Origin of the sequence: Ruegeria denitrificans (genome assembly GCF_001458295.1) — a bacterium.
Lineage (GTDB): Bacteria > Pseudomonadota > Alphaproteobacteria > Rhodobacterales > Rhodobacteraceae > Ruegeria > Ruegeria denitrificans.
Window position 1 is genome coordinate 59,669 of sequence record NZ_CYUD01000013.1, and the last position, 16,663, is coordinate 76,331.

At 56.9% G+C, this 16,663-nt stretch carries 20 protein-coding genes; 9 read left to right on the forward strand and 11 right to left on the reverse strand.

Annotation, left to right across the window (positions count from 1 at the left end):
- Positions 1-9: 9 nt before the first annotated feature.
- The 3 genes from mnmE to RUE5091_RS18035 all read right to left on the reverse strand — a co-directional run bounded on the left by mnmE (position 10) and on the right by RUE5091_RS18035 (position 3,169).
- Entirely contained in the window at positions 10-1,296 is a 1,287-nt protein-coding gene (gene mnmE, locus RUE5091_RS18025) for a tRNA uridine-5-carboxymethylaminomethyl(34) synthesis GTPase MnmE (RefSeq protein ID WP_058283337.1), read from the reverse strand.
- Between the two features lie 29 nt (positions 1,297-1,325).
- Positions 1,326-2,597: a transcription termination factor Rho gene (gene rho, locus RUE5091_RS18030; protein WP_058283407.1), complete on the reverse strand. Its 1,272-nt coding sequence runs from the start codon at positions 2,595-2,597 to the stop codon at positions 1,326-1,328.
- A gap of 122 nt (positions 2,598-2,719) precedes the next feature.
- The gene (locus RUE5091_RS18035) at positions 2,720-3,169 is read right to left on the reverse strand and encodes a CopD family protein (protein ID WP_058283338.1); all 450 of its coding nucleotides are present in this window, start codon (positions 3,167-3,169) and stop codon (positions 2,720-2,722) included.
- Positions 3,170-3,573: 404 nt separating this feature from the next.
- Here RUE5091_RS18035 and RUE5091_RS18040 point away from each other — a divergent pair, with 404 nt between their 5' ends.
- Genes RUE5091_RS18040 through dnaQ form a run of 4 tightly spaced genes read left to right on the forward strand, consistent with a single transcriptional unit; the run spans position 3,574 to position 6,308 of the window.
- The gene (locus RUE5091_RS18040) at positions 3,574-4,173 is read left to right on the forward strand and encodes a Maf family protein (protein WP_058283339.1); all 600 of its coding nucleotides are present in this window, start codon (positions 3,574-3,576) and stop codon (positions 4,171-4,173) included.
- Positions 4,170-5,003, forward strand: coding sequence for a shikimate dehydrogenase (locus tag RUE5091_RS18045; RefSeq protein WP_058283340.1), 834 nt, complete (start codon positions 4,170-4,172; stop codon positions 5,001-5,003). The genes RUE5091_RS18040 and RUE5091_RS18045 overlap by 4 nt, the downstream gene beginning before the upstream one ends.
- Positions 5,000-5,593 carry a dephospho-CoA kinase gene (coaE, locus tag RUE5091_RS18050; RefSeq protein WP_058283341.1) on the forward strand — a complete coding sequence of 198 codons (594 nt, stop codon included), beginning with the start codon at positions 5,000-5,002 and terminating at the stop codon, positions 5,591-5,593. The genes RUE5091_RS18045 and coaE overlap by 4 nt, the downstream gene beginning before the upstream one ends.
- Positions 5,586-6,308: a DNA polymerase III subunit epsilon gene (dnaQ, locus tag RUE5091_RS18055; protein ID WP_058283342.1), complete on the forward strand. Its 723-nt coding sequence runs from the start codon at positions 5,586-5,588 to the stop codon at positions 6,306-6,308. The genes coaE and dnaQ overlap by 8 nt, the downstream gene beginning before the upstream one ends.
- A 27-nt stretch (positions 6,309-6,335) precedes the next feature.
- Here dnaQ and secB read toward each other — a convergent pair whose 3' ends face one another.
- Complete coding sequence (gene secB, locus RUE5091_RS18060) at positions 6,336-6,833, reverse strand: protein-export chaperone SecB (protein ID WP_058283343.1); 498 nt, start codon at positions 6,831-6,833, stop codon at positions 6,336-6,338.
- A 54-nt stretch (positions 6,834-6,887) separates the two neighbouring features.
- Complete coding sequence (locus RUE5091_RS18065; protein ID WP_058283344.1) at positions 6,888-7,388, reverse strand: FxsA family protein; 501 nt, start codon at positions 7,386-7,388, stop codon at positions 6,888-6,890.
- Between the two features lie 107 nt (positions 7,389-7,495).
- Here RUE5091_RS18065 and RUE5091_RS18070 point away from each other — a divergent pair, with 107 nt between their 5' ends.
- Genes RUE5091_RS18070 through RUE5091_RS18080 form a run of 3 tightly spaced genes read left to right on the forward strand, consistent with a single transcriptional unit; the run spans position 7,496 to position 9,779 of the window.
- Positions 7,496-8,155, forward strand: coding sequence for a Tim44/TimA family putative adaptor protein (locus RUE5091_RS18070; protein ID WP_058283345.1), 660 nt, complete (start codon positions 7,496-7,498; stop codon positions 8,153-8,155).
- Complete coding sequence (mltA, locus tag RUE5091_RS18075) at positions 8,152-9,192, forward strand: murein transglycosylase A (RefSeq protein WP_058283346.1); 1,041 nt, start codon at positions 8,152-8,154, stop codon at positions 9,190-9,192. The genes RUE5091_RS18070 and mltA overlap by 4 nt, the downstream gene beginning before the upstream one ends.
- Positions 9,192-9,779, forward strand: coding sequence for a Smr/MutS family protein (locus RUE5091_RS18080; RefSeq protein ID WP_058283347.1), 588 nt, complete (start codon positions 9,192-9,194; stop codon positions 9,777-9,779). Before mltA ends, RUE5091_RS18080 begins: the two co-directional genes overlap by 1 nt.
- Here the strand turns inward: RUE5091_RS18080 and RUE5091_RS18085 are convergent.
- The 3 genes from RUE5091_RS18085 to hslU all read right to left on the reverse strand — a co-directional run bounded on the left by RUE5091_RS18085 (position 9,776) and on the right by hslU (position 13,497).
- Positions 9,776-10,996, reverse strand: a complete 1,221-nt coding sequence (locus RUE5091_RS18085) for an MFS transporter (protein WP_082643713.1) — start codon at positions 10,994-10,996, stop codon at positions 9,776-9,778. The two genes, RUE5091_RS18080 and RUE5091_RS18085, sit on opposite strands and share 4 nt — an antisense overlap.
- On the reverse strand, positions 10,993-12,090 hold the full coding sequence (locus RUE5091_RS18090) for an alpha/beta hydrolase (protein ID WP_058283348.1): 1,098 nt from the start codon (positions 12,088-12,090) through the stop codon (positions 10,993-10,995). Before RUE5091_RS18090 ends, RUE5091_RS18085 begins: the two co-directional genes overlap by 4 nt.
- 99 nt (positions 12,091-12,189) lie before the next feature.
- Positions 12,190-13,497, reverse strand: a complete 1,308-nt coding sequence (gene hslU, locus RUE5091_RS18095; RefSeq protein ID WP_058283409.1) for an ATP-dependent protease ATPase subunit HslU — start codon at positions 13,495-13,497, stop codon at positions 12,190-12,192.
- A 192-nt stretch (positions 13,498-13,689) separates the two neighbouring features.
- Here hslU and RUE5091_RS18100 point away from each other — a divergent pair, with 192 nt between their 5' ends.
- Entirely contained in the window at positions 13,690-14,931 is a 1,242-nt protein-coding gene (locus tag RUE5091_RS18100) for an MFS transporter (protein WP_058283349.1), read from the forward strand.
- Here the strand turns inward: RUE5091_RS18100 and hslV are convergent.
- Positions 14,923-15,480, reverse strand: coding sequence for an ATP-dependent protease subunit HslV (hslV, locus tag RUE5091_RS18105; protein WP_058283350.1), 558 nt, complete (start codon positions 15,478-15,480; stop codon positions 14,923-14,925). The two genes, RUE5091_RS18100 and hslV, sit on opposite strands and share 9 nt — an antisense overlap.
- A 197-nt stretch (positions 15,481-15,677) precedes the next feature.
- Here hslV and RUE5091_RS18110 point away from each other — a divergent pair, with 197 nt between their 5' ends.
- Positions 15,678-15,872 (forward strand): DUF1127 domain-containing protein, encoded by a 195-nt coding sequence (locus RUE5091_RS18110; protein ID WP_058283351.1) that lies wholly within the window; start codon positions 15,678-15,680, stop codon positions 15,870-15,872.
- A gap of 56 nt (positions 15,873-15,928) precedes the next feature.
- Here the strand turns inward: RUE5091_RS18110 and RUE5091_RS18115 are convergent, their stop codons facing one another.
- Positions 15,929-16,291: a Lin0512 family protein gene (locus RUE5091_RS18115; protein WP_058283352.1), complete on the reverse strand. Its 363-nt coding sequence runs from the start codon at positions 16,289-16,291 to the stop codon at positions 15,929-15,931.
- Entirely contained in the window at positions 16,288-16,638 is a 351-nt protein-coding gene (locus RUE5091_RS18120; protein ID WP_058283353.1) for a Lin0512 family protein, read from the reverse strand. Before RUE5091_RS18120 ends, RUE5091_RS18115 begins: the two co-directional genes overlap by 4 nt.
- Between the last annotated feature and the right edge of the window lie 25 nt (positions 16,639-16,663).

Below are 16,663 nucleotides of genomic sequence, written 5' to 3' on the forward strand. Positions count from 1 at the left end.
AAACACTCCTTACTTACCCACGCAAAAGCTCGAGAATATCTCGTCCAAAAGGTCTTCGACCCCTATTCTGCCGACCAATGTTTCAAGGGCCCGGATCGCCGTCCGCAGTTCTTCTGCTGCGATATCATACAGATCTGGTCCTGATTCCAGAACCGTCATTGCCGCGGCAAGTGCAGTTTTGGAATCATTTAAAGCAACACGATGGCGTTCCCGGGTTGCAATACCATGGCTAGTGAAACGATCACTTAGTACATACGAAATATGGGAAATAAGTTGATCAATCCCATGGCCTGTTTTCCCGGAAATACCACCCTTGTCGTCCTCACGCAGATCAGATTTTGGCAATAGCTGAATATCTCCATCAATCATAGGAACACCAAGCGTAGTTGGATCTTCTGTCAGAAACACTCGCAGATCAGCCGCATCCGCGCGTTTTCGGGCCAATTCAATTCCCAGGTTTTCGACGTGATCTTCAGTTTTGCGCAATCCTGCGGTATCCAGCAATGTCACAGGCAGACCGTCCAAATCCATGCGAACCTCAATCACGTCACGTGTTGTGCCCGCATATTCCGAGGTAATCGCGGCCTCGCGACCAGCCAGTGCGTTCAACAAGGTCGACTTACCCGCATTTGGAAGGCCAACAATTGCGACTTCGAAACCGGTACGGATGCGTTCGGCTATCTTCACACCTTCGGCTTCGCGGTGCAAATCCTGCATGACGCCCGTCACCAATGTGCGAACTTCGGGGGTAACATCCGTTGGCACCTCTTCATCGGCAAAATCAATCACGGCCTCCAGCAAGGACGCTGCCCGGATCAAGTCACGGCGCCAACGTTCGGCTAAATCACCCAACTCACCGGCTAGTATGGTCTGAGCTTGCTTGCGCTGCGCCTCGGTTTCGGCGTCAATCAGGTCGGCCAGACCTTCGACCTGCGTCAGGTCCATCTTGCCGTTTTCCAATGACCGGCGTGTAAATTCACCAGGTTCCGCAAGCCGCAACCCAGCTGTGTCCAACAAATTGCGCATCACCGCATTCACAGATGCCGTGCTACCATGAATCTGCAATTCTGCTACGTCTTCACCGGTAAAACTCGCCGGGGCTTTGAAGGTCAGAACCAACCCCTCATCCAGACGTGAGCCGTCGGCCGCGTGCAAAGACCGCACCCGCATGCCACGGGGCGGTAGTAGGCTACCTGTTAGGTCGGCTGCGGCAGAATGCGCCAAAGGACCAGAGAGGCGGATGACCGCCACCCCTGCTTTGCCCTGCGCGCTGGCCAAGGCGAATATCGTATCCATTCGAAGGCCTCGCGTGAGTTAAGACCTGTTCAGGTGTTCATCGAATCGAAGAACTCACCGTTCGTCTTGGTCTGTTTCAACTTGCCCAACAGGAATTCGATCGCGTCGGTCGTGCCCATCGGGTTGAGGATGCGGCGCAGAACAAAGGTCTTGGCCAGATCCCCCTTATCAACCAACAGGTCCTCTTTACGGGTACCGGACTTGAGGATGTCGATCGCCGGGAAAACGCGCTTATCCGCGATCTTACGATCCAGCACGATTTCCGAGTTACCGGTGCCTTTGAATTCTTCGAAAATAACTTCGTCCATCCGGCTGCCGGTATCGATCAGCGCGGTGGCGATAATGGTCAGCGAACCTCCCTCTTCGATGTTCCGCGCGGCACCAAAGAACCGTTTGGGCCGTTGCAAGGCGTTTGCATCAACACCACCGGTCAGAACTTTACCCGACGACGGTACCACAGTATTAAACGCCCTACCAAGTCTTGTGATTGAGTCGAGAAGAATAACAACATCTCGTTTATGTTCGACCAAGCGCTTGGCTTTTTCGATGACCATTTCAGAAACAGCCACGTGTCGGGTTGCCGGTTCGTCAAAGGTCGAGGACACAACCTCACCCTTCACCGAGCGCTGCATGTCGGTTACTTCTTCGGGGCGTTCGTCGATCAGCAGAACGATAAGGTAACACTCCGGGTGGTTCTGTTCGATCGAATGCGCGATGTTTTGCAGGATCACGGTCTTACCGGTCCGTGGAGGCGCCACGATCAGCGACCGCTGGCCTTTACCGATAGGCGAGACAAGGTCGATCACTCGTGCCGACTTGTCCTTGATGGTGGGATCTTCGATCTCCATCTTCAGGCGTTCATCGGGGTACAAAGGCGTCAGGTTGTCGAACAGGATCTTGTGCTTGGCCTTCTCAGGATCTTCAAAGTTGATCTTGGTGACCTTGATCAGCGCAAAATATCGTTCGTTCTCATCTGGTGCCTTGATCTCACCTTCTACCGTATCGCCCGTGCGCAGCGAATGCTGGCGGATCATGTCGGGTGAAACATAGATGTCATCAGGACCCGGCAGATAATTCGCCTCGGGCGAGCGCAGAAAGCCAAAGCCGTCCTGCAGCACTTCAAGCACGCCGTCGCCGCCAACGGTCCAGCCTTCATCCGCGCGTTCGCGCAGGATCTGGAACATCATCTCGCCTTTTCGCATGGTCGAGGCGTTTTCGATCTCCAGCTCTTCGGCCATCGCCAAGAGGTCTTTGGGGCTTTTTGCTTTCAGGTCGGCCAGATTCAGGGCGTCAGTTGTCATGATATATACCTTCACCGCTGGCATCGCGGCACGAAGTTGAATTTCAGTACGGAAGATACGCCGCCCGGACGGGCGTGTTGATCCCTACATATGCGCGACAGCCATCGGAGTCAAACAGGCCTTCAGAACTTCAGAATGACCGCCAGAACGATGGCAACCATCAAAACGGAGGGAACCTCATTCATCATGCGGTACTGCCGCCCAGTGAGCTTATTTTGCCCCTCTAAGAAATCTTTGCGACGCGCCATCAGCCAATGATGGAACCAGGTCATCGCAATCACGGCAGTACCCTTGACCCAGGGCCATGCAAAATCCCATCCGACGATGCCCGGCGTGAACACCATGATCAGGCCACAGACCCAGGCCACGATCATCGCAGGACGCATGATCACACGCAGCAGCTTTTCTTCCATTTCAAAGAAGATGGTTTCAGCGCCTTTGACAGTTTGCGCTTTTTCCACGTGATAGACGAACAATCTGGGCAAATAGAATAAGCCGGCCATCCATGAGATCACGGCCATGACATGTAAAGACTTCACCCACGGGTAAATCGTGAAAAGAAGATCGGTCATTCTGGCTCCGGGTGTTACTCGAAGCTCTCCCTAATAAAAAAATATGAAAAGAAAAAGGATGATGGTTTTGTAGGGTGAACAAAATCCGTGGATTACTTTTTTACACAAGTGTTTTCCCCAGGGGGACAATTTTCAAAGTCAGTGCACTGATTCTGTTAGTGAAGAAAATAATATAATAAAATCAGTAAATTATGTGAAATCCTCTAAGAGCTTTCTGGGGATAAGTTTCTGAGTATCTGTGGAGTTCCCGCTTATCCCGTCTTTTCAACTTATCCTTGTCCCGGATGGACAGTGTTCGAGCGACTCAGGGAAGAATTGCGCGAAAACCCCGGGGTTGCGTGTCAATCGGAAAACCATACAAACCATTCAAGAACGCTCAATGATTTGCACACGGGGTTGTCCACATGTCTGTCCCCATCATCCTGGCCTCAGGCTCATCCATTCGCGCGCAGTTGCTGGAAAACGCAGGCGTGCCGTTTACCGTTCAGTATGCACGCGTGGACGAGGATACCATGAAACGCGCGCTGCTAGCCGAGGACGCTTCGCCCCGCGACATCGCTGATGCGCTGGCCGAGATGAAGGCGCGCAAAGTCAGCGATAAGAACCCCGGCGCGATGGTTTTGGGTTGCGATCAGGTGTTAGATTTCGATGGGCAGTTGCTGTCCAAGCCGGAAACTCCTCAGGACGCACTGGCGCAGCTCAAGATGATGCGGGGCAAGCGGCATATGCTGTTGTCTGCGGCGGTGATCTATCAGGCGGGTGAGCCGATCTGGCGTCATGTGGGTCAGGTGCGCCTGCGGATGCGGATGAGCTCGGACGCGTACCTGCGCGACTATATAGACCGCAACTGGGACAGTATTCGGCACGCGGTGGGGGCTTATAAGCTGGAAGAAGAAGGCGTTCGCCTGTTCGCCACCATTGACGGCGACTATTTTAATGTCTTGGGTATGCCCCTGTTGGAACTGCTCAATTATCTGGCCGTTAAAGGGGTGATCGACCAATGACGCGAAAGAAAATTCCGCTGGCCGGGGTGATCGGCCATCCCATTGCACACTCCAAATCACCGCAGCTGCATGGTCACTGGCTTAAGAAATACGGGTTGGCCGGTCACTACATCCCCATGGAAGTAGCGCCCGAAGATTTAGAGGCGGTGCTGCGTGCCCTGCCCAACGCCGGGTTTGTCGGGGCCAATGTGACAGTTCCCCACAAAGAGGCCGCGTTGCGTATTGCAGATCATGTTTCGGAAAGGGCTTTGGTGATTGGGGCGGCTAATACGCTTGTTTTCCATGAGGACGGCACGATTCACGCGGACAATACAGATGGTTATGGTTTCATGGAGAACCTGCGCAGTGGCGCGCCGCACTGGGTTCCGTCGGATGGTCCGGCAGTGGTGTTTGGCGCAGGCGGCGCAGCAAGGGCGGTATTACAGGGCCTGCTGGAAGCGGGCGTGCCCCGGATTTTTCTGACCAACCGTACGCGTACTCGGGCGGATCAGTTGCAGGACGAATTCGGCGATCGGATCACAGTGGTTGATTGGGTGCAGGCCGGCAATTTCATCGATGAGGCCGAGCTTGTGGTCAACACGACCTCGCTGGGTATGCAGGGGCAACCGGAATTGCGGGTGCCGTTGGATGGGCTACAACCCGGCACTGTGGTGACTGATCTGGTTTATGCGCCGCTGCAGACAAACCTGTTGCAGGCTGCCGATGACGCAGGCTGCACAACAGTCGATGGTCTGGGCATGCTATTGCATCAAGCGGTGCCCGGATTTGAACGCTGGTTCGGCACCCGCCCCGAGGTGACGGACGACTTGCGCGCAGCGGTTCTGGGATGAGTTTCGCACTTGGCCTGACAGGTTCCATCGGGATGGGCAAAAGCACCACGGCGCAGATGTTCGTCGATGAAGGCTGCGCGCTATGGGATGCCGATGCGGCTGTACATAGACTCTATTCAAGGGAAGGAGCAGCTATTGCACCGATGCGTGTCGCTTTTCCGGATGCTGTTATTGATGGGTCTGTCAGCCGTGAAGTCCTGAAACAGGTCATTGCGCAGACCCCAGCCGCGCTGAAACAGATCGAGGCTATCGTTCACCCGTTGGTTGCTGCAGACCGGGCTGCTTTTCGGGAACAAACAACAGCCGATATCCTAGTGTTCGACATCCCCCTGCTGTTCGAAACTGGTGGCGATGTGGCGATGGATGCCGTTGCCTGCGTATCGATCCCGGCCGACACGCAAAAGCGCCGTGTTATGGTGCGGGGCACCATGACCGAGGCACAGTTTGAACATATCCGCGCCAAGCAGATGCCGAATGACGAAAAATGCGCGCGGTCGGATTATGTGATCGTGACCGACACTCTGGACCATGCTCGCGCGCAGGTGCAGGATGTGGTCAGGCAGATACGGGCAGGACTGGCAGATGCGTGAGATTGTACTCGATACTGAAACCACGGGGTTTGATCCCGAAAGTGGCGACCGGATTGTCGAAATTGGCGCGGTCGAGCTGTGGAATCACGTCGCCACCGGCGAGACCTATCATGTCTATATCAACCCCAAGCGCTCGATGCCGGAAGAGGCGTTTGGCGTGCATGGCATCGGCCCCGACTTGCTGGAAAACCCGCGCCCGCCTGAAAAGGGTGAGGTTACGCTGAAAGACAAGCCGGTCTTTGCCAAGGTCGGTCAGGGGTTTCTTGAATTCATCCGGGATTCAAAGCTGGTTATTCACAACGCATCCTTCGACATGAAATTCCTGAACGCGGAGCTCAAATGGATGGGGTTGCCGCAGATTCCGATGGATCAGGCGCTGGATACGCTGGCGATTGCACGCAAAAGGTTTCCGGGCTCGCCCGCGTCGCTGGATGCGCTATGCCGACGCTTCAACATCGACAACACGAACCGGGTGCTGCACGGCGCTTTGCTCGACTCGGAAATTCTGGCTGAGGTCTATCTGGAACTAATTGGCGGACGGCAGCCGGATTTCGGTCTGTCGGCTACCGCGTCCTCGGCTGCGGGTGGTCAGGATGACTGGCGCCCAACAGCGCGCCCGACGCCATTGGGGTCAAAGATCACCGACGAAGAACGCGCGGCGCATGAGGCATTTGTAGAGGGATTGGGCGAAAAAGCCCTGTGGACCCGCGCCTGAGCAAAAACCCGGCGCGGGTCAAACTGATCAGGCTTCGGTTTTCTGTGCTTCGCTCTGACGACGCAGCAGCTCGTTGCGGTACAGGGTCACAAAGTCGATATTGTCCAGGTTTACCGGCGGATAGCCACCGTCGCGGGTGACGTCGCTGACGATGCGGCGCAGAAACGGGAACAGCATGCGCGGACATTCGATCATCAGGAACGGATGCAGTTGATCCTGGGCGATGCCTTCGATGTGGAACAGGCCGCAATAGTCGATCTCGCACAGGAACAGAACGTCTTCCAGCCCTTTGGCTTTCGACTTGAGGTTCAGCTTGACTGCCACTTCGTACTGATGTTCAGTCGCGCGTTTTTTTGCGTCCAGGTTCACCTGAACCGCAATTTCGGGCTGAACGTCACCGGACACGCCTTTTTGCGCCATCACGTTTTCAAAGGACAAGTCACGAATGTACTGCCCCAGCACACGCATTTGAACCTGGGGGGCGGCTTGGGCCGCTGTGTTTTCCGCAGCGTTTTCTTCGGCCATGGATCTACTCCAAAAATGAAATTCGACACTGCTTAGCAAGTTGGGCGCGGCACCTCAATGCTGGTGCGGCCCTTCAACCCATTTCGATGGCTTTGAAGGGTCTTGACGGGGCCGGACCTCGGTGAATTCGCCGTCGATCACGTCGTCTTGGTCGAACGGGGCCGAACCTGTCCGAAACTGCCCCCCGGTGCCCATCTGGAATTGAGTAATCGTCATCTTGGATTTCAGATACCTAAACACGGCCACCCGAATGCCCGGAACAAGCAGTGCAAAGCCAACCGCATCGGTGAAAAACCCCGGCGTCAGCAGCAGAACGCCGGACAGCAGGATCATCGCCCCATGGGCCAGCGGCTCAGTCGGGTCGTCCAGTTCGGCAAAGGATCGCTGCAGATTGGCCAGCGCCATGCGACCTTGTGTCCTGACCAGCGCGGTGCCCAGAACGGCTGTCAGCACGACAATTGCAAGGGTGGGCCACAGGCCGATCAGGCCACCCACCTGAATGAACAGGGCAATCTCGATGATCGGAACCAATAAAAATGCCAAGAACAGGTACATATGCGTTATCCTTTACCTCAGGTCGGGCAGTGGACTTGCCACGAACTGTCACCTACATAGTGGCATGGGGCCGCGTATACAAAGTCGCGGTCTGAAAAGAGGATGAAATGAACGAACCGATGATCCAGTTGCTGGTCCTTGCCGGAATAGCCGTTTTCCTGATCCTGCGCCTGAAAAGTGTGCTGGGCTCGCGTGAAGGTTTTGAGAAACCTCCTGTTCAGCAACAACCCGAAGGGCACAGTGCCCGCCGCGGGTTCGAGGTGATCGACGGCGGCCCGGATCACGACATTACCGACCATGTCGCCGAAGACAGCGATCAGGCGCAAACTCTGGCTGCGATGAAGCGGGTCGAGCCCAGCTTTTCTGTCACCGAATTTGTGCAGGGCGCGCGCGGGGCCTATGAGATGATCGTTATGGGGTTCGAAAACGGTAATCTGGACGAAATCCAACCCTTCCTGTCCGAAGAAGTGTTCGACACCTTTGTCTCTGTCGTTGCAGACCGTGAAGACAAAGGGTTGACCATCGAGGCCGAGTTCATCGGTGTGCGCGAAACAACGTTGGCCGATGCGAAATTCGACAAGGATTCCAATCAGGCCGAGATCACCATGAAATTCGTGGGTGAACTGACATCGGTCGTGCGGGATCGCGGCGGCGATATCATCGAAGGCAACCCGAACACCGTCAAACGCCAAAAGGACAGCTGGACCTTTGCCCGTGTCATGGGCGCGGACGATCCGAACTGGCTGCTTGTCGCCACGGACGCATGATTGCCGCACTCCGGTCGCTCTTACTGGTGGGCGCCATGACCACCGCAAGCGCCGCCGGAGCTGAGGCGACGCGCTCGATCCTGTCGTTTGACGGCCTGGAAGGCTGGGCCGCCGATGATCACGGGGCGGCCCTCTCGGTTTTTCTGAACACCTGCGGCGATCTGGATGATCCCGATTGGCGTGCCCTGTGCAGCGTGGCCAAAACCTATGAGGGCGACGCAGCGCGGGCGTTTTTCGAGTTGTTCTTCCGGCCGGTTCTGGTCGAAGACGGCAAAGATGCGCTGTTCACCGGCTATTTCGAACCCGAACTGGACGGTTCGCGCAGCCGGACCGAGCGGTTCAAATACCCGATCTACAAAATGCCACCCGAAGCGCGCGCCGAAGGGCCATGGCTGAGCCGTCGGGAAATCCTGTCTGGTGATGTCATGGCTGGTCGAGGCCTGGAAATTGCCTGGGTCGATGACCCGGTCGAGCTGTTCTTTCTGCAAATTCAGGGCTCGGGCCGTATACGTCTGCCTGATGGTGGTGGCTTGCGCGTAGGGTATGGCGGTGCGAACGGGCATCCCTATCGGTCCATCGGTGCCGAACTGATCCGGCAGGGCGCGTTGGGCGCGCATGAGGTCAGCGCCCAGATGATCCGTGCCTGGGTACGCAAGAACCCCGAGGCCGGGTCGGAGCTGTTGTTTCACAACCCCTCTTACGTGTTCTTTCGCGAAGTCACCCGCGTCGCGCCCGAGCTTGGGCCGCTGGGCGCGATGAACCGATCCGTCACCACTATGCGCAGCATCGCCGCCGATCCGAACTATACCCCGCTGGGGTCTCCGGTCTGGGTGGAAAAAGACGGCAAGGACCCGATGCGCCGTTTGATGATCGCGCAGGATACGGGCGCTGCCATCAAGGGTGCTCAGCGGGCGGATATCTTTTTTGGCACTGGTGATGACGCAGGACAGGCCGCGGGGCGGCTAAAAGACCCGGGTCGGATGGTGATCCTGCTGCCGATCCAGCGCGCCTATGCTCTGATCCCGGATGAGTTCTGATGACCCGGCGCAAACTGACCGAAGACGAGATCGAACTGTGGCGCAAGGTTACCAAGCAGGCTGAACGCCTGCACCCTAAATTGCCGCAATCGGTGCATCCGACCACCCTGCCCAAACCGAAACCAACCAAAACACCAAAGATGCGGCTGGACGGGTTCGAGATCGGCCAGACTGCGCCCGGAAAGCCAACGCGCCACACGCTAAAGCCGTCGGTCACGGACAGTCTGCGTGCCAGCCCGGTGCAAATGGACACCAAGGCTTTTGGCCGGATGAAGCGCGGCAAGCTGAAGCCCGAAGGTCGGCTTGACCTACACGGTATGCGGATCGACACGGCGCACCCGGCGCTGGTGCGGTTTGTGTTGACGGCGCAGGCTCAGGGCAAGCGTTTGGTGCTGGTGATCACCGGCAAAGGCAAGGACCGCGACGAACCTGGCCCCATTCCGACTCCGCGCGGAGTGTTACGCAATCAGGTGCCGCATTGGCTGTCCATCCCGCCACTGGTGCAGGCTGTGTTACAAGTAACGCCCGCTCATATCAGCCATGGCGGTGACGGGGCCTATTACGTGTATCTGCGTCGCGGCCGTTAGAACGCGGCTTTCGCTCGGTGGATACCAAACCAGACCAGCACACAAACCAGACCGAAGAATCCCGCGATCCACATAAACTGGGTGCCAAGCGTGACGTGGTGGTCGATCAGTGCACCGGTCAGGGCCGGTCCGACGGCTGATCCCAGCACCATGACCGCCGTTGCCATTGCCTTGATCGCGCCAATATGACGGGTGCCGTAAAACTCAGCCCAAAAGGCGCTGGGCAATGTGTTATGGGCACCGACGGTCAAGGCCAGAAAGGTCAGACCAATCAGGGCCCCGGTGACGGTGTCAGTAACCGAAAGGATGGCAAACCCAACCCCCATCGGCAGTTGATAATACGGCATGATCCGCGCAGTGCCCCATCTATCCAGCGCCCAGCCCGCCGCAAACATCGACAGGATCGAAACGCCGGTGAACACCGGAAACAGCGCCACCAGCTGTATGTGTGGCCAATCCCTGACCTGTGCCAGATGCACCTGATGAAAGAAAAACGCGGTGATGAAGGCGGACGGGGCAAGGATCGCAGGGGCCATGAACCAGAAAAGTGGATGGCACAGTGCTTCGCGCCGGGTCCAATGATGATTTTGCATACCGGTGGCGATATGATCCCCCGACAGGCTTTGCGGCGTGCGTTCCTGACGCAGCAGTCGTATCAACACTGGAATGCCCAGCACCGTTACACCGGCCGCCACCACCCACAGCAAACGCCAGTCGATAAACGCCATCGCGGCGACGAAAATCACGGGTAACAGCGCCTCGCCGACCGAATATCCCAGCGAGGCAATCGACAGCGCCTTGCCCCTAGTGGTGGTGAACCACCGTGCCATGGCAACCTGCGCCAGATGGGTGCTCATCCCTTGTCCGAAAAGACGCAGCAGAAAGATCACTACGGGTAGCAGGAACAGAACCGTGTTCAGCGCCATCGCAAGCGCCGCAAGTGTCAAACCACCTAGCACCACTGGCCCCAGAACCCGGACGCGATAGATGTCGGTCAGTCCCCCGGCCCAGATCATTACAATTGCTGAAACGGTTGTACCCAGCGAATAAAGCCCACCCCATGCCCCATGGCTCAGCCCATAGGTCGCACGAATTTCACCGGCAAAGACCGAGATGAAAAAGGTCTGCCCAAAGCTGGACAGAAAGGTCAGCAAAACCCCGGTACCCAACCAGGTAGCGTTTGGAACAAGAAAGATGCGCAGTCGCGCTCTCGTCACGGGGTCGAGACCTGGGCCTGCCCGGTTTCCGTCAGCACGATCCCTGTTACGCCATCTGGGTTGCGCTCGCTGGGGGGGACTAGAATGTCGATACCCGGCCTGTTCTCAGATCCAAAAGTATTGCTGACACGCCGGACCGAATTGAGGATTGCCAGCAAAGCCGGAGAGGTCGCCGCAACGAAATGTGAAGATTGCGCATCGCTGTTGAATGCGGTCGTGTCGATCACGCTGATTGGGAATTTCTCAAGTGTTTCGATTGAACTGATATTGCCCAGCCGCTCACCTTCGTCTGTACCGCGCAATCGGGCGGATATGTTCAGGATCTTGTCTTTTTGCGAGACCATAACAACGAACGGATCGGGCGGATTGTCGATCCGATCCATCTGTGACCGGAACAGATCCACGTCCAGATCAGGGGAAATCAACACCACACCATCAATGTTTCTGTTGGACCAACCCGGTTCCTGCAACTCGGCCTGGCGCATCATCTCCATCGACAAGGCGCTGCCCATGGAATGGGCCACAAGCAGAACCCGGTTAACGCCCATGGACTTCAATTCACGAATGGTCTGCTCCAATCCGTCGCGGGCGAACAGCATGCTGTCCAGATCGTAGGCATATCCATAACCCGTCGCGCGGCTGGGCCAGGAATAGACCAGGATCGAGCCCGGAATGCCGATGTCATGCGACAGCTGCGCCGCGCGGAAGATGGTTTCTGTCTGGGTCGAGTTGTAACCGTGCACAAAGATCGTGACGTCGTCCTGACCGCGCAGATGCTCGCGCAACCCCTGAGGTCCATCCAGTTCGGTCACATCCGCCAAAACAAATTCCTTTTGCGGATTCGGATTTGCATATGAAAATTTCAGAGTGCCCGGCGTGTGCGTTGGCGGTATGGATACAGTGGTTTCCAGGAACTGCAGCTTTTCGCTGCGCCGGAAACCATAGGATCCATCTGCCTCGCGGGCGCGGGCTGTGCTAGCAAATACGGTTTTTGGTGTGCCAACCGAGGCTGCCGAAGGCACAACTTCGGTAACTGTCCTGTCAACGCAGGCACCCAGGGAAAGAGACAAAAACAGAATGAAAAAATAGCGCATCAACAAGGGTCCTTGGGGCCTTTTGCGCTAAGCTATCGGATTCTGGCCCCACGTCCAGCGACATGGGGCAGGGTCAGTGGCGAATTCCGGCTGAAGACGTTACAGAACGTAACGGCTCAAGTCCGTCGACTTGGTCAATTCGCCCAGATTCTCGCTGACAAAATCGGCGTTGACGGTGATCTCGGATCCCGCCCTGTCAGGCGCGTTAAACGAAAGTTCCTCGAACACCCGTTCCATCACCGTATACAGCCGCCGGGCGCCAATATTTTCGACGCTTTGGTTCACATCCGCTGCAATCTTGGCCAGCGCGGCGATACCGTCTTCAGTAAAGCTGACGGTGACCTCTTCGGTGCCCATCAGTGCGGTGTATTGCCGGGTCAAAGCGTTGTCGGTCTCGGTCAGGATTCGAACGAAATCCTCTTCGGTCAGGGCGCGCAATTCTACGCGGATCGGCAGACGGCCTTGCAGTTCGGGCAACAGGTCCGAGGGTTTGGCAATGTGGAATGCACCCGAGGCGATGAACAGGATATGGTCGGTTTTCACTGCGCCGTACTTGGTAGACACCGTGGTGCCTTCGATCAAAGGCAGCAGGTCGCGCTGCACCCCTTCGCGGCTGACATCGCCACCGCGTGCATCTGTACGGGCGCAAACCTTGTCGATTTCATCCAGAAACACGATGCCGTTCTGTTCCACCGATTCCAAGGCAACCCGGTTGACGGTTTCATCATCCAACAGCTTGTCAGCCTCTTCCCCGATTAGCGCGTCATAGCTTTCGGCGACGGTCAGGCGTTTCTTGACGGTCCGCCCACCAAAGGCCTTGCCGAAGATATCGCCCAGATTCATCATCCCCATCTGGCTGCCGGGCTGGCCGGGAATGTCGAACATTGGCATCGGGTTCGTGGTGTCGGACAACTCCAATTCGATCACCGTATCGTCCAGTTCCCCCGATTTCAGCTTTTTACGGAACATCTCGCGCGTGCCTTCGCGGGCATCGGTGCCGGCGATGGCTTCGATTACGCGATCCTCGGCGGCCTGATGGGCCTTGGCCTTAACGTCTTCGCGCATGTATTCGCGGGTCTGAATGATGGCCGCATCCGCCAGATCGCGCACGATCTGCTCCACATCGCGCCCGACATAGCCAACCTCGGTGAATTTGGTGGCCTCGACCTTGATAAAGGGCGCACGGGCCAGTTTGGCCAGACGGCGGCTGATCTCGGTCTTACCGACACCGGTGGGGCCGATCATCAAGATATTCTTGGGATAGACCTCGTCCCGGATGTCATCGGTCAGTTGCTTGCGCCGCCAGCGGTTGCGCAGCGCCACGGCCACAGCACGCTTGGCGTCTTTCTGCCCGATGATGAAGCGGTCCAGTTCCGAGACTATTTCGCGCGGGGTCAGGTCGGTCACAGGGGCAGTCCTTTCGGTCGGCATGGCTAAACTTGGGCTTAGGTAATCACCGCAATTGCGAAAACAACCAAGCCCTTTTTACTGGCAGCGTTGGTTAGCAATGGCCAATCCGGTTTGCAAACGCTTTCCATAGGTGAAACGCGCGCCTTCTGTTACAGTGATTTCAAGGCGTTGAGGGTCAGGAGCGCGAACATGACGAAAATTGCAAAGATCACCCTGTTGTTCGTCGTATTTGTTGACCTGATCGGGCAAGGGCTGGTTTTTCCCATCATCAACTCGCTGATCATGGAGACAAAATCCGGGTTTCTGCCTGAGAGTACGCCCATGGGACGCCGTCATTTGTATTACGGGCTGGTGATCGGCTGTTTCTTTCTGTCCTGGTTTCTGGGTGTGGTCTATGTGTCCAAGGTGTCGGACTCGATCGGGCGCAAGAACGCGCTGCTGGTGTGTCTGAGCGGGGCCTTGGCAGGCTATGCGCTGACCATTGCGGCGCTGTATTTGAACAGCCTGCTGTTGCTGATCGTGGGGCGGTCGATCACGGGGTTTACCGCCGGGAACCAGCCCATCGCGCAGGCGGCAATGATTGATGGCAGCACCGATGCCGCGGATCGCGACCGCAATATGGGATATATCATCACCGGGGTCAGCTTTGGCCTTGTGGGTGGTCCGATCATTGGTGCGGTGTTGTCCGACGCGGCCCTGCTGGGCAGTGTTGCGACGCTGAAAACCCCGTTCTATGGTGCATTCGTTCTGGTGGTGATCGCCATTTTCCTGGTGCTGACCTTCTTTAAGGATACACGCACCGAGCGCGCGGCTTTTGTGTTCCGCCCGCGCGACGTGACCGATAGCCTGATCGCCGTGCGCGAACACCCGATGGTACTGAAAATCCTGCCGGTTTATGCGCTGTTCATGATCGCCAACGTTACCTTCTATGTCTTCGTCGACAACTTTCTGACCAGCGCGTGGGGCTATGGTGTCATCGGTGGCAGCATGGCGATGGTAGTGATCGGCTTTGCGCTGGCGTTTTCAAGCACTTTTTTGGTGAAACCCGCGCAGGAAAGGTTCAGCAAACACCATATCATCTACACGTCGCTGGTGGTGATGGTGATCTGCGGATTTGGTTTTGCGTTCAGCCCCAGCGGCGTTCTGAGCTACGTTCCGGTCTTTTTCTTCTATTTCTTCTTTGGCGTCTCGTACCCAACCCTGCTGGGTCTGTTTTCGTCGGCCGTCGCCGAAACCGATCAGGGCTGGGTCATGGGTGTGACCACTGCCGTCTTCTGCCTGGCCGGAGGGGTCATGTCGCTGATTGGCGGTGGATTGATGAGCTTTGACATCCGCTTGCCCTATTACATCGTCATCGTGACGGCCTTGATGGGCCTGATCGGGATGCACATGCGCTGGAAGGGAAAAGAGATCAAGGCGCTGTTAGCCTGAGATTGTCTCAACCGTCAGATTGCCGTTGGTATAGACGCAGATATCGGCGGCAATCGCCATAGCCTCGCGCGCCACGTCTTCGGCGGGTTTGTCGCTGTCCATCATCGCGCGCGCAGCCGCTAGGGCAAAGTTACCACCCGATCCGATGGCGGCCACGTTGTGCTCGGGCTCCAGCACGTCCCCTGCCCCGGTGATCACCAGCAGGTCCTTTCCGTCGGTGACGATCAACATCGCCTCGAGCTTTTGCAGGTACTTATCCGTGCGCCAGTCCTTGGCCAGTTCGACCGAGGCACGGGCCAGTTGGCCGGGCGTGGCCTCAAGCTTGGCTTCCAGACGCTCCAGCAGGGTAAAGGCATCGGCGGTTGATCCGGCGAATCCGGCGACAACCTCGAACCCGCCGGGCGACAGGCGACGCACCTTGCGGGCGGTGCCCTTGATCACGGTCTGGCCCAGGCTGACCTGTCCGTCGCCGGCAATTACCACTTGGCCACCCTTTTTGACGCCAATGATGGTTGTGCCGTGCCATCCAGGAAAATCGCTATCCGCCATAAAAGCCTCCGTTTTCAACTGTCGTCCTATATGGGCCGGACCCGCCCGCAGCGCAACAGTGTACAAACCGCCTAAAAGATATGCAGGAATCGCAATGCGGGGTTACCGGACTAGCAATTGTGAGTCTCAGTCTGACGTCCTACATGAGCCCTACAACCGACAACGGGTCGGCTGTTTCACATATAAGGACTGCGCAAATGGCAACTACTGCAAAAATTCATGCGCCGCTCGGAGCAGCTACCATCCTGCACGTAGTGGATGCGTTCTACGGAACCTACGACAAAGCAATCGCGTGGAATGAATCCCGCAAGACGCGTAAGGCCCTGTCGGACCTGAGCGACACACAGCTGGACGATATCGGCCTGTGCCGCGCGGACATCAGAAACGTCTGATCCGCGCCCAACGCGAAAAAGAATGCAAGCCGCTCAGTTGAGCGGCTTTTTCTTTGTCAGGACAGTTTGTACAGGCCGGATTGGTCAGGCAAGAAAGCCTCAATTGCGGCGGTTGCCACCACGTGTCTTGTCCCGGCTTCGACATCGTCGATATCCAGCCCGCCTTTGACGGCCCGCACCTCGGCCCGTCCACGGGGAAGATCGGCGGCAACCAGATCGCAATCCACGCGGTCCGGGTCCTGTACGCCAATCGTGACGCGCACGCGCATTTCCGTATGGTCCACACCCAGCTTTGAAAACAACGTGATCGACGAATGGTGCAGCGCATCTTGCACCGCCCGGCGCGCCGCCTTGGTGTAATCCTGCCCATACAGGTCATTGCCGGTGCCCATTTCCAGAATGATACGCTTTTCGGTCATGTCGCTGGCTCCATGTCGAAGGAAACTATGACGGCCGCATTGGCAATGACGGTCCGACCCTCGGTATGCGGCTTTTCAATATCCAGCCCACCTTGCGTGATGGTGATATTGGGTTGGCCATAGGGGAAAATGGCGGTCAGTGCGCCCCGATCCACTTTATCCGGCTGTTGAACTCCTATTTCGGCGTCGATGATCATTGCCTCTTTTGGAAATCCGAACAGCTCGGCCATGTTGACCGAATTGTGCCACAGCGCATCTTTGATCGCCCGAAGTGCAGCTTCGGTATAATCTTCGCGCCGCAAAGACGTTCCCATGCCGAATTCCACAAGAACCCGTGTTTTGGGCATCTGACCCTCCTCCGAATAAAAAAGG